At 67.9% G+C, this 13,625-nt stretch carries 7 protein-coding genes; all 7 read right to left on the bottom strand.

Features of this window, described 5'->3' with window-relative positions; all coding sequences use genetic code 11:
* Positions 1 to 54 precede the first annotated feature (54 nt).
* Positions 55 to 834: an amino acid ABC transporter ATP-binding protein gene (locus WFI16_RS01365; RefSeq protein ID WP_419895993.1), complete on the bottom strand. Its 780-nt coding sequence runs from the start codon at positions 832 to 834 to the stop codon at positions 55 to 57.
* Between the two features lie 14 nt (positions 835 to 848).
* Positions 849 to 1,526, bottom strand: coding sequence for an amino acid ABC transporter permease (locus tag WFI16_RS01360; protein WP_419895992.1), 678 nt, complete (start codon positions 1,524 to 1,526; stop codon positions 849 to 851).
* A gap of 13 nt (positions 1,527 to 1,539) precedes the next feature.
* On the bottom strand, positions 1,540 to 2,208 hold the full coding sequence (locus WFI16_RS01355; RefSeq protein WP_419895991.1) for an amino acid ABC transporter permease: 669 nt from the start codon (positions 2,206 to 2,208) through the stop codon (positions 1,540 to 1,542).
* Between the two features lie 67 nt (positions 2,209 to 2,275).
* Positions 2,276 to 3,172, bottom strand: coding sequence for a transporter substrate-binding domain-containing protein (locus WFI16_RS01350; RefSeq protein WP_419895990.1), 897 nt, complete (start codon positions 3,170 to 3,172; stop codon positions 2,276 to 2,278).
* A 127-nt stretch (positions 3,173 to 3,299) separates the two neighbouring features.
* The gene (locus WFI16_RS01345; protein WP_419895989.1) at positions 3,300 to 4,544 is read right to left on the bottom strand and encodes a D-amino acid dehydrogenase; all 1,245 of its coding nucleotides are present in this window, start codon (positions 4,542 to 4,544) and stop codon (positions 3,300 to 3,302) included.
* Between the two features lie 6 nt (positions 4,545 to 4,550).
* Entirely contained in the window at positions 4,551 to 5,777 is a 1,227-nt protein-coding gene (gene thrC, locus WFI16_RS01340) for a threonine synthase (RefSeq protein ID WP_419895988.1), read from the bottom strand.
* Positions 5,778 to 5,904: 127 nt separating this feature from the next.
* Positions 5,905 to 13,407, bottom strand: coding sequence for a hypothetical protein (locus WFI16_RS01335; RefSeq protein WP_419895987.1), 7,503 nt, complete (start codon positions 13,405 to 13,407; stop codon positions 5,905 to 5,907).
* Positions 13,408 to 13,625 lie beyond the last annotated feature (218 nt).

Here is a 13,625-nt window from a genome sequence, read left to right as displayed (position 1 = left end):
TGCCGCATTAGCCCACGACAGGCCCCTGAGGCCGAACTGTGCTGGTATGACTTGTCACCCGAACAACCCGTGGAACCGCCCCAAAAAGCTCCGCAACCGCTCGCTCTCCGGATTGCCAAACACCTCTTCCGGTGACCCGGCCTGCGCCACCTTCCCCTGGTCCATGAAGACCACATGATGGGAAACGTCGCGGACGAAGAGCATCTCGTGGCTGACCACCAGCATGGTCATGCCGCTCTCGGCCAGCGCCTTCATCACCTGCAGCACCTCGGCGACCAGCTCCGGGTCCAGGGCGGAGGTCACCTCGTCGAACAGGAGAAGACGCGGCTCCATCGCCACCGCCCGCGCCATCGCCACCCGCTGCTGCTGCCCGCCCGAGAGCTGGTAGGGGTAGTGCCCCCGCCGCTCCGCCAATCCGACGCGCCCCAGCCAGTGGCCGGCGATGTCGCGCGCCTCGTTCTTCGACTTGCCCAGGACCTTGGTCAGGCCCAGCATGACGTTCTCTTCCGCCGTCAGGTGCGGGAAGAGGTTGAACTGCTGGAACACCATGCCGATGCGGGCGCGCTGCGCGGAGACCGCCGTCTCGCTCATCCGCCGGCGCTTTCCCCCTTCGACGCGGTAGCCGATCGGCTCGCCATCGAGCAGGATGTCGCCGGAATCATGCTCCTCCAGCATGTTGACGCAGCGCAGGAAGGTGGTCTTGCCGGAGCCCGAGGCGCCGATCAGCGACACCACCTGGCCCTGGCGCACCGAGAGGTCGATGCCCTTCAGCACCTCCGTGGCACCGAAGCTCTTGCGCACGCCCTCCGCGCGCAGCAGCACCTGTTCGACCATGCCGTGCCGGCTCCTCAGTAGCGCAGATAGGAAAAGCGCCGCTCCAGCAGGCCGCCGAGCTGCGCGATGGCGAAGTTGATCACCAGGTAGAGCGCCCCGGCGAGCAGGTAGAAATCGATGATCAGGTAGTTGCGCGCCATCACCTGCTGGCTGGCCAGCAGCAGCTCCACCACCCCGATCACCGAGAGCAGGGTGGTGCCCTTGACCACCTCCAGCGCCGTGTTGACCCAGGGCGGCAGCATGCGGCGGAAGGCCTGCGGGATGATGACGTAGCGCAGCCGCTGGCCGAAGCGCAGCCCGATGGCCTTGGCCGCCTCCATCTGCCCGGCGGGGACCGACTGCACCGCCCCGCGCAGGTTCTCGGCCACATGCGCCGTGGCGAAGGCCGAGAGCGCGATGACCCCCGCCCAGAAGGCCGGGACGTTAATCCCGAACAGCGCCAGCCCGTAATAGGTGAAGAGGATCAGCACCAGCACCGGGATGCCGCGCATGAAGTCGACATAGAGCCGCGCCAGCAGCCGCAGCGGCCACCAGCCATAGGCCAGGGTGATGCCGACCAGGATGCCCAGCAGCGTCGCCAGCAGGATGGTCACCGCCGAGCTGGCGATGGTCACCGACACCCCGTTCAGCAGCGAGAAGCGGGCCTGCCAGGCCTCGAACAGGAAGGTGCCCGGCGTCATCGAGAAGTCCATGCCCTGCCCTCCTTCAGCGGATGCTGGCGTAGCGGCGCTCGAGCAGCCGCAGCAGCGTGGCGAGCAGATAGGCGGTGGTCAGGTAGAGCGCGCTGGCGGTCAGCCAGACCTCCATGACGCGGAAGGTGTTGGCATTGACCTGGCGGGCCAGGAAGGTCAGCTCGGGCACCGCGATGGCGGCGGCCAGCGAGGTGTCCTTGAACAGCGAGATCAGGTTGTTGCTGATCGCCGGCAGGGTGATGCGGAACATCACCGGCAGCACGACATAGCGCTGCCGCTGCCAGGGCCGCAGGCCGATCGCCTTGGCCGCCTCGACATACTGCTTCGGGATCGAGGCCAGCCCGGAGCGGAACACCTCGCTCATATAGGCGGCGGCGTACAGGGACAGGGTGAGGACGAAACTCTGGGTCTTGTCCATGAAGTAGATGCCGAATTCCGGCAGGCCGAAATAGATGAAGAAGATCAGCAGCAGCAGCGGCGTGCAGCGGATCAGCTCGACATAGAACCAGGCCGGCCCGGACAGCCATTTCCGCGGCGAGATCCGGGCATAGGCGACGGCCAGCCCCAGCACGCAGCCGATCAGCAGCGAGACCACGGCCAGGCCCAGCCCCAGCCCCAGCGCCGCCAGGAACCGGTCCATGTTCCGGGCGATGACGCTCCAGTCGAAATGGTAATCGATCATGCCGCCTCGGGGCTCGGGATGGCGGAACCGCGGCGGGAAGACACCTCCCCGCCGCGCGACGCTCGGATCAGGCGAATTCGCTCGGGAAGCCGACCTTCGGCGTCGGCAGCTCGATGCCGAACCACTTCTTGTAGGAGGCGGCGAAATAGTCGAAATCGACGCCCATCATCGCCTCCTTGTAGACGGTGTTGACCCAGTTCAGCCAGACCGGGTCGCCAGGCTTGACGGCGGATGCATAGGAATTGGGCATCCAGCCATAGCCGGCATCGACGAAGCGGCCGGGCGCCTGCTGCATCAGCCAGCGCATCGCCGACTGGTCGGCCATATAGGCGTCGATGCGCCGCGCGTTCAGCGCCTGCAGCACCGCATCCGGGCTCTCGAAGGCATCGACCTTGGCCTGCGGCAGCGCCTTGCGCACCCATTCCTCGAGGAAGACGTTCTGCATGCCGCCGACGGTGACCGAGGCGCCGGCCGCCTTCAGCTCGTCGAACTTGGCATACTTGCCGCCGCGCGCCAGCAGCATCAGGCTGACGCCCTCGCGGTAGTAGGGGATGGTGAATTCCACCTGCTGCGCGCGGCCCGGCGTCACCGTCATCCACTGGACGACGATGTCGACCTTGTCGGTGATCAGCGAGGGGATGCGGGCATCCGAGCCCTGCAGCACGAACTCGACCTTGTTGGGGTCGTCGAACAGCGACTTGGCCAGCAGCCGGGCCAGGTCGATATCCATGCCCTGCAGCTTGCCGTCGGCGCCCTCGAAGTGCCAGGGCGGGTTGGTGCTGCCGGTGCCGACGATCAGCTTGCCGCGCTCCTTGATGGTCTGCAGCTTGCTGCGGGTCACCGTCTGCGCCATGGCGCCGCGCGGCGCGAAAAGGGCGGCCGCCCCGCCCAGCGCGGCACCGGCCGCGCCGATGCCGAACAGGCCGCGCCGCTCCAGGCTGGCCTTGTCCTCGTTCTGGTCCATCCGTCAGTCCCCCTGCTTGCCTCGGCATGTCTGATGGGCATGCCTGGAATGCACCTTAGCTAGGCATGGTTCTCGGCGCGCCGCCAGACCCCGTTGATCGAGCCAGCAAGAAGCCGGCCAGGGTGGCTCAGGCGACCGCCGCCGGCGCATTGGCGCGCGTCGCGAAAACCTCGGCCAGGCGCCGGCCGGAGCCCGCCGCCATGGTCCAGCCGGTATGGCCATGCCCGCTGTTCAGGTAGAGGCCCGGGATGCGCGTGGCGCCGATGCGCGGCCGCCCGTCCGGCACCATCGGCCTGAGCCCGGCCCATTGCACCGCGCCCGGCGCCTCATGCGCCTGGGCCAGCTGCGGGAACATCCTGCCGACATTGCGCATCAGCGCGCCGATCCGCGCCGGCGAGGGCGTGGTGTCGTAATCCGCCACCTCGGCCGAGCCGACGATGCGGTAGCGGTCGCCCAGCGGGGTGAGGGCGAATTTATGCGCATCATCCAGGATGGCGTGGCGCGGCCCCTCCGGCCAGACGCTGCGCGGCGCGGTGACCGACAGGCCCTTCACCGGATAGATCGGCACGTCGATCCCGTGCTTCCTCAGCATCGCCGGGGTGTGGCTGCCGAGCGCCACCACCACCGCATCCGCCTCGACCGTACCCTGGTCGGTCTCGACGCCGACCACCCGGCCGCCGCGCAGCACCAGGTCGCGCACGGTGACGCCGAAGCGGAAATCGGCGCCGCGCGCCGCGCACCAGGCGGCCAGGCCCTGGCTGAACTTGTTGCAGTCGCCGACCTCGTCCTGCGGGAAATAGAGGCCGCCGGCCAGCGCCTCGGGACCGACGCTGCCCAGCACCGGCTCGCGCGCGATGCAGGCCGCCCGGTCCAGCCGCTCGGTCACCAGGCCGAAGGGGGCGAGCTGCTCATGCGCCAGCGCCGCCGCCTCCAGCGTCGCCGCATCGGCGAAGGTCTTCATCACGCATTGCCCGGCATAGTCGTACTGCACGCCGGTGGCGTCGCGGATCTCGGCCATGCTGCGGGCCGAGAGCAGCGCCAGCTCCAGGTTGGACAGCGCCCCCGCCTTGTGCCGCCCGGCGCCGGAGGCCAGCAGGAAGCCCAGGCCCCAGCGCCACATCCGCGGCAGGGCAGAGGGGCGCAGCAGCATCGGCGCATCCTCCTGCCCCAGCCATTTCAGCACCTTCATCGGCACGCCCGGCGCCGCCCAGGGCTGCACCGAGCTGACATGGATGATCGCGCCATTGCCCCAGCTGGTCTCCAGCCCGGCACCCTCGCGCCGCTCCAGCACCGTCACCTGATGGCCCTGCTGCTGCAGCCAATAGGCGCTGGCGACGCCGATCACGCCGCCGCCCAGGATGGTGATCCGCATTCGTCGTCAGCCCCTCGCCCGGCCCTGTTCCCCGATCGCAGAGGAACAGAGCCGGGCCACCGCCGCAAGGTCGTCCGGATCGTCGACCAGATGGCTGCGCGCCGGCATTGCCTGCCAGACCCGCATATCCTTGAAGCCATGCCCGGTGATCATGCAGACGGCGACCGCCCGGGCGTCGAGCCGCCCCTCCGCCCAGAGCTTCTTCAGCGCCGCGACGGGGCTGGCGCCGGTCGGCTCGGCATAGAGCCCCTCCTGCTGCGCCAGGGTCTCCATGGCGTCGCGCAGCTGCCCGTCGGTCACCGCGACCGCCAGCCCGCCGCTGTCGCGCACCAGCTTCAGCGTGTAGCTGCCATCGCCCTCATAGCCGATCAGCGGGTCGCTGATGCCGGAGGCGATGGTCGTCGGCATGCCCCAGGCGGTGACCGCCGCCGCCCCCGCCTCGAAGGCCCGGACGATGGGGGCGCAGCCCTCGGCCTGCACGGCGACCAGCTGCGGCGGGCGTTCCGCCGCGGCGAAGCCCTGGGCGACGCCCTTGACCAGCGGGCCGCTGCCGGTCGGCACCAGCACATGGCTGGGGGTGCGGCCGCCGAGCTGCGCGGTGATCTCGGCGCCGACCAGCTTCAGCGCATCGACGCCATAGGGGTTGAGGAAGGTGGTGGTCAGGTTGGCGAAGCCCTCGCGCTCCGCCAGCGCCAAGGCCAGGTCGTAGGCGCGGCTGTAATGCCCCGGCACCTTCAGCAGCACCGCGCCATGCGCCGCGATCTGCGTCACCTTGCCGTCCGGCGTCGCCGCCGGCACCACGATCAGCGCTGGCATCCCGGCCCGCGCCGCATAGGCGGCGACCGAGGCCCCGGCATTGCCCGAGGAGGCGCAGACCACCCCGCGCGCGCCGAGCTCGATCGCCTTGGAGAGGGCGGCGCTGACCAGCCGGTCCTTGAAGGAGCCGGAGGGATTGCGCGTCTCGTCCTTCAGCCAGATTTCCCCCTGGAAGCCGGGCAGCTGCGCCTCGACCCGGCGGGCCCGCAGCAGCGGCGTCTCCCCCTCGCCCATCGAGACGATGGCGGCCGGGTCGGCGATGCTGAGCCGGTCGGCCTGGCGCCACATGCCGAGCGCGCCGGGCGGCGGCGCCAGGCCGCTTTCGCCCACCACCTCCAGCAACCCGCCACAGGCGGCGCAGGCATAGCGAAGCTCAGGCGGATGCGCGGTGGCGCAGAGGACGCAGCGGAGCAGCATGGCGGGCAGGGCCTCCCGGAGCCGGACGCGGGCGTCGAGCATGCGCCGGGAGCGCGCATAAAAAAAGCCGGCGGATCCAGGGGATCCGCCGGCCCGCTGTCACGGCCCCGCAGGGCCGTGCGGGGTATCAGACCGGGCCGAAGAGGAAGTGATCGGCGGTCAGGTTCGCGACGGTGATGTTCGCGAAGGTCAGGACGTCGCCGTTGCCGGCATTGACCACCACATTGGCGCCGCTCTGCTGGAACAGGGCGGAGACCTCGGCGTAGCTGTCGAGGCTGGCGCCGAAGCCGGTCCACTCGACCTTGTCGTTCTGGGCGGCCGAGAAGTCCAGGATGCTGTCGGCGCCCGAGCCCTTGGTGAAGACGAAGGTATCGGCCCCGGTGCCACCGGTCAGCTGGTCGCTGCCCGTGCCACCGACCAGACGGTCGTTGCCGCCGCCGCCGAACAGCTGGTCGTTGCCGGCCCCGCCCGTCAGCACGTTGGAGCCCGAGTCGCCGGTCAGGATGTCGGCGTAGGACGAACCCTCCAGGTTCTCCACCTGGAAGAAGATGTCGCCCCGCGCCTCACCGGTGTTGACCAGCAGGGAGGTCTCGCGCACCGCCACGCTGAGATCCACCGTCACGCCGGCACCGGCGTTGCGGTAGGTCGCGGTGTCGATGCCGTCGCCACCCGTCAGGGTATCGGCCCCGACGCCACCCTCGAGGATGTCGTCGCCGGCGAAGCCCTGCAGGTCGTCATCGCCCAGCCCGCCGACCAGCACGTTGGCCACCGAGTTGCCGCGGATGAAGTCGTTGCCGGTCGAGCCGATGACGTTCTCGATGTTGATGAGCTGGTCGCCCTCCGCACCACCGATACCCTGCACCAGATCCTGCAGGTTGACCGAGACGGCCAGCTGGCTGCCGCTGTAGTCGGCCGTGTCGATACCGTCACCGCCGTCGAGGATGTCGGCGCCCTCGCCGCCGGCCAGGATGTCGTTCCCCGCGCCGCCGTAGAGGGTGTCGTTGCCGGCGCCACCGCTCAGCGTGTCGGCCAGGTCGCCGCCATGCAGGATGTCGTTGCCGCCGCCGCCGAGCAGCGTGTTCACGCCGTCATTGTTGCCCCAGAGCTCGTTGGCACCGTCATTGCCGACCAGCTTGATGCCCCAGCCGGCGCTCAGGCCGCGGGCATCGACATTGATCGCCAGCGTGCCGGTGGTCAGGCCGTTGGCATCGGAGATCTGCAGCTCCTCGACCGAGGTGACCAGGCTGGTGAGCGTCAGGGTCTCCGCGGTCGTGGTGGCGAAGCGGATGGTGTCGTAGTCGCTGCCGCCGCTGATGATCTCGCCGACCGCGAACTCCGCCGCCGAGTTGAGGATGAAGATATCGTCACCCTTCTCGCCGTAGAGCGCATCGGCGCCGAGGCCACCGGTGATGATGTCGTTGCCCGAGCCGGCGGTGATGCGGTTGGCGCCGCTGTTGCCGATCAGGATGTCGTCGCGCCGGCCGGCATTGATGTTCTCGATGTTGGTCAGCGTGTCGTTGACGCCGCCACCGCTGGAGAAGCCAAGCGCCAGGTCAACGGTGCGACCCGACTTGAAGGCGCTGTAGTCGACGGTGTCGATACCTTCGCCGCCATCGAGCAGGTTGTCGCCGCCGCCGCCGAACAGCACGTCGTCGCCGGCCCCGCCGGCCAGGATGTCATTGCCGTCGCCGCCGTCCAGGCTGTCGTTGCCGAGGCCGCCGTCCAGGACGTCGTTGCCGGCGCCGCCAAGCAGGACGTCGTTGCCGTCCTGGCCCTGCAGGAAGTCGTTACCGTCCAGGCCGCTGATCTGATCGTTGCCACCACCGCCGAGCAGGGTGTTGTTGGCGGCGCTGCCGATGATCTCGTCCGCCAGGGCACCACCATGGACGTTCTCGAAGCCGGTCACCGACATAGTCGCCGCGCCGGTCAGCGCCAGCGTGCCCGTCGTGAGATTGACTTTGAGGGCGCGCGTCGTCTCGTAGCTCGCGTTGATCTCGTCTGCCAGGTTGTTCGTCCCGACCAGCCGCTCGATCGAGATCAGCGTGTCGGTGCCCATGAGGTTGGGAGCCGAGTCGTAGCGCTGGAGGGTCGAGTCCGTGGTCACGAAGGTCACCCGCGTGGCCGCGCTGTTCGCGTAGCTGACCAGATCGTTGCCGGTGCCGCCGTTCAGGATGTTGTCGCCCGCGCCGCCATCCAGGGTGTCGTCACCCTTGTTGCCGTGCAGGACATCGTTGCCGTCGCCACCGCGAAGGACGTTGTTGAAGCGGTCACCGATGATCGTGTCGTCGAAGTTGGTGCCGTTGACATTCTCGATCGCCACCAGCGTGTCGCCGTTCGAGATGCCGTTCTGCAGGTCGATGGTGCGACCGGCACTGGCCTGCGAGTAATCGACCGTGTCGTTGCCCGCGCCACCGTTCAGCGTGTTCTGGCCGAGCCCGGCATAGAGCAGGTCGTTGCCGGCGCCGCCTTCCAGGATGTTCACGCCGAGCCGGCCGTCGAGGATGTCGTCGCCCGCGCCGCCCTGCAGCTTGTTGTCGGCCCCGTCGCCCAGCAGCGTGTCGTTGCCCGAGCCGCCGATCAGGTTCTCGACGCTGGTCAGCATCTCGCCCTGCGCCGCGCCGGTCGCCAGGTTCTGGTTCTGCAGGTCCAGCTGGAAGCCGGCGGTATCGGAGGCATAGGAGACCGTATCGGACCCCTCGCCACCGTCGAAGAAGTCGATGCCGGCGCCGCCGATCATCAGGTCGTCGCCATCGGCACCGAACAGCTTGTTGTTGCCGCTGTCGCCGATCAGGGTGTCGTCGCCATAGGAGCCGACGACATTCTCGATACGAACCAGCGTGTCGCGCGTGCCGACACCGGTGGCGACGCCGGTCTGCAGGTTGACGTTCATCGCGACATTGCTGTCGAGGTAGATGACCGTATCCTCGCCGGCACCGCCGTCGATGGCGTCATTGCCGGCACCACCGATGATCACGTCGTCGCCGGTGCCACCGTCAATGGTGTCATTGCCGGCGCCACCGATGATCAGGTCGTTGCCATCGCCACCGTTGAGGGTGTCGTTGCCCTCGCCGCCATCGATGTAGTCGTTGCCCGCGCCGCCATTGATGCGGTCGTCGCCGGCCAGGCCCTGCAGGACGTTGTCGCCGTCGTTGCCGGTCAGGATGTCGTTGTAGACGGAGCCACGCAGGCCCTCGATCGACACATAGGTGTCGCCCGAGGCCTCGTTGTTCGTGGTGATCGTGGTCGGCGCGTTCTTGCGCGCCACCAGCGAGGCTTCCACGGCCGAGGCAGCGTTCTCGTAGCTGGCGATGTCGAGGCCGTCGCCGCCGTTCAGCGCATCGGCATCCAGGCCGCCTTCCAGCACGTCGTCGCCGGCATTGCCGTAGAGCGCGTCCTTCCCGGCCAGGCCGTAGAGGTGGTTGCTCTCCGAGTTGCCGTAGAGCGCGTCGGCGAACTTCGAGCCTTCGAGGTTCTCGATGCTGACGTAGATGTCGCCGGCCGCGTCGCCGGTGTTGATCGACGGACGCGGGGAGAAGACGGTGAAGACTTCCGCCAGCGACGCGGTCACACCGCTGGTGGCATTGGCGTAAGAAGCGGTATCGATGCCCTCGCCGCCGTCGATGAAGTCGGCGCCGGCGCCGCCCTCGATCTTGTCGTCGCCGTCGTCGCCGTACAGCTCGTTGTCCTGCGCGTCGCCGATGATGAGGTCGTCGTACTCGGTGCCGTTGACGTTCTCGATCGAGACTAGCTCGTCGCGCTCGGCCGTGGCGTCACCGGTCACCCGGGTCTCGGCATAGCCCTTGTCGAGGCGCACCTCGACCCCGACGTCGAGATCCCCGAAGTCCGCGGTGTCACGGCCAGCGCCGCCCAGCAGCACGTCGTTGCCGGCGCCGCCGACCAGCACGTCGTCGCCGTAGCCGCCATCGAGGATGTCGTCGCCGTCACGACCCTCCAGCTTGTTGTCGACGCCGTCGTCCCAGCCAGCGTTGCTGACGTCGCCGATCACCCAGTCGTCGCCCGCGCCGGCGATGACGTTCTCGATGTTGGTCAGCTTGTGGCCGGCGGCGATGCCGTCGCTCGGGATATTGCTGTCAAGCGAGATCGTCAGCCCGCTCTGCGCCTCGGTGGCCGAGCTGTAGTCGACGCGGTCGACGCCTTCGCCACCATCGATCTCGATGGCGCCGTTCCCCATGATGATCCGGTCGTCACCGTCGGTCGCGATGATCTTCTCGATACCATCGATGCTGTCGTAGTCGCTCACATCGTCGCCATGCTTGCGCACGGTGCCGCTGATCAGGTCGATGTGGAGGTGGAAGTCGTCATCGACATTGTTGAGGCTGGCGTAGCTCAGCGTGTCGTTGCCGCTGCCGCCGCTGATCGTGTCATCGCCGAGGCTGGCATAGATCGTGTCGTTGCCGCTGCCGCCGTCGATGAGGTCGCTGCCCTCGCCGCCGGTCAGGATGTCGTCGCCGCCATTGCCCAGCAGCGTCAGGTCGTCCGTGCTGATCCCGCCGGTGATGGTGTCGGCCAGGTTCGAGCCCTTGACCTCCTCGAAGCCGTGGACCGTGTAGCTCACGCTGCTGGTCGAGAGGCCGCCATAGCCGGAGGTGCCGAAGAGGACCTGCATCGTGCCGGTGCCGAGATCGACGTTCAGGCTGGCATCGGCGCCGGTCAGCGTGTCCAGCGTGGCGCCGTCGATGACGTCGCCGGTCCCCATGCTGCCCTGGATCGTCTCGAAGCCGTTCACCTTGTCGGCATCATTGCCCGACTTCTCGACGGTCATCGTGACAACGCCCGAGGTGACGTTGTCCAGGCCGAGCGAGACGCCCCCGCTGCCGGTGGCGGCGCTGGTGTAGCTCAGGATGTCGTCGCCCGCCCCGGCCTCGAGCGTGTAGGAGCCGGCGGTCACCTTGAAGAGGTCGTTGCCGTCGGTGCCGATGATCGTCTCGACATCGGCAATGGTATCGGTGCTGACGTTCGGGGGCAGACCCACGAACTTCATCACCGTGTCGGCGGTGCCACCCAGCGAGGCACTGATGAAGCTGTTCGCGCCAAGATTCGCGTAGCTCAGCGTGTCGTTGCCGCTGCCGCCGCTGATCGTGTCGTCACCGAGGCTGGCGAGCAGCATGTCGTTGCCGGCACCGCCATCGATGATGTCGCTGGCCTGGCCGCCGGTGATGGTGTCGTCGCCGTCATTGCCGTTCAGCGTCAGGCTGGCCGAGGCGGTGCCGCCGGTGATGGTATCGCCCAGCGACGAGCCCTCGACCTTCTCGAAGCGGGTGACGGAATAGGTCACGCTGCTGGTCGAGAGGCCGCCATAGCCGGAGGTGCCGAAGAGGACCTCGACCGTGCCGGAGCCGAGATCGACATTCAGGCTGGCATTGGCGCCGCTCAGCGTGTCGAGCGTGGAGCCGTCGATGACGTCGCCGGTTCCCGTGCTGCCGTTGATCGTCTCGAAGCCGGTCACCGTGTCGGATTCACTGCCCGGCTTCTCGACGGTCAGCGTAACGACGCCGGAGGTGACGTCGGTCAGGCCGACGGAGACACCTTCGGTGCCGGTAGCGCCGCTGATGTAGTCCAGGATGTCGTTCCCGGCGCCGGCGTCGATCTTGTGCGAACCGGCGATCACACTGACGAGATCGTTGCCGTCGGTCCCGATGACCGTCTCGATATCGGCGATGGTGTCGGTGCTCTGGAGCACGTTCTGATCGTACTTGCGCACCGTGCCGGTATCGGCCTCCAGCGTGACAAGGACAGAGGCGCCCGCACCAAGATTCGCGTAGCTCAGCGTATCGTTGCCGGCACCGCCGCTGATCACGTCGTTGCCGGCACCACCGAACAGCGTGTCGTTGCCGGCGCCGCCGTCGATGCTGTCGTCGTTGGCACCACCGGTGATGGTGTCATCGCCGTCATTGCCGTTCAGCGTCAGGCTGGCCGAAGCGGTGCCGCCGCTGATCACGTCGTCCAGCGCCGAGCCCTCGACATTCTCGAAGCTGCTGACGGTGTAGGACAGGGTGGGGTAGTTGGTGTTGCCGAACCGGACTTCCACCGAATTGGCGCCCAGGTCGACGTTCAGGCTGGCCTCGGCGCCGCTCAGCACGTCGAGCGTGGCACCGTTGATGACGTCATGGGCGTCGTTGGTGCCGATGATCGTCTCGACGCCGGTGGCGTTGTCGATGCTGCCGTCCTGCTTCTCGACCTGCAGGGTGGTGCCGCCGGAGACGACGCCCAGGCCGGCCGAGATCGGGCCGGTAACGCCGCTATAGGTCAGCGTGTCGGTGCCGCTGCCGCCCGTGAAGGTGTCGTTGCCCTGGCCGCCCCGCAGCTCGTCATCGCCGGCGCCGCCATCGATGAGGTCGTTGCCCAGGCCGCCCTGCAGGACGTCGTCGCCGCCATTGCCGTTCAGCGTCAGGTCGGCCGCGCTGCTGCCGCCGATGATGGTGTCGCCCCTGGCCGTGCCTTCGACGGCCTCGAAATTCTCGACGTCCAGCCTCAGCACGCCGCTGGTGTACTGCTCGGCATAGTTGAAGTTCGTGAAGCTGATCGCGACCGTGCCGGAGCCGAGGTCGACCTCCATGCTGGCGCCGACCGGGACGCTGCTCAGGTCGGTCAGCAGATCCAGCGTGCGACCGTCGATGACGTCATTGCCGTTATCGGTGGCAATGACCTTCTCGATCCCGATCGCGGTATCGACGCCCTGGTTCTCGCCCTTCGCGATCTGCAGGACAGCGACGCCCGACTGGTTGTTGAAGCCGAGGGAAATGAAATCGTCGGTCGTATAGTCGCCGGAGCCATCGGTGCCGTAGTCGATGGTGTCGTAGCCGGAAGCGACATCGAGGAAGCCGGCCATGGTGCCGCCGACGATGGTGTCGTTGCCGCCCATCTGGCCGCGGAAGGTGTCGTTGCCGAGGCCACCCGACATCACGTCGTTGCCGACGCCGCCCCGCAACGTGTCGTCGCCGAGGCCACCGTAGAGGGTGTCGTCGCCGAGGCCACCGTCCAGGGTGTCGTTGCCATTGCCGCCGTCCAGCACGTCGTTGCCGTCGCCGCCCTCCAGCCGGTCGTCGCCAGCGCCGCCGGACAGCACGTCGTCACCGGCATTGCCCTGCAGGGTATTGGCCCCGGCGTCGCCGATGATGGTGTCATTGACGCTGGTGCCGGCGACATTGGTCACGCCGTAGACGGCGAGGCTCTTGTAATCCACCGGGATCCCGGCATCGGTAACCGAGTACACGACCTCGGTATAGCCGCTGGTTGCGCCGAGCTCGATCGTGGTGGAGAGCGTCACGCCGGCCGGCACGCTCCCCATCTCCACCTTGAGGTCGTGCTGGACGCCCGAGGCCGAAATCGCCTCGATGTCGACGAGCTGGTCGGTGCCGAGCGGGGTGTTCCCCGCCCCCAGCTTCTCGACGGTCACGCCCTGCGTCACGATGTGGGCGTCGTTGATCGTCAGGCTGAGCTCGGTGACGAGGGCGGCGAGGCCGGAGACGTTCGTGCTGTCATAGACAACCGTGTCGTAGCCCTCCGCGCCACTGATGACATCGTTGCCGAGGGAGCCGCTGATTACGTCATTGCCCTCCCCGCCAAGGATCTCATCGTTACCGGGCGTTGCGCCACCGATAGCACCCATTTCCCAAATCCCCTCGCGCCGTGCTGGCCGTCGGCGAAACTACACAGGGCGTAACGGTGCCGCAATCGTGAGAATCGCTTCCAAAGCCCTTCAACTTCATCCAGCGATCCATAAGCCGTTAATAAATGGCGGCCTTAACTCAGGGAGGACGCAGCGCCGGGAGTCGGCAGCGCCCGGGCTATTTTCATCGCCCCGGCGTTTTGCGTAATTTTTTCAAA

Source organism: Roseomonas sp. USHLN139 (assembly GCF_037145735.1).
Lineage (GTDB): Bacteria > Pseudomonadota > Alphaproteobacteria > Acetobacterales > Acetobacteraceae > Pseudoroseomonas.
Note: the sequence above shows the minus strand (reverse complement) of the source record. Positions and strands in the feature narration are given on the sequence as shown.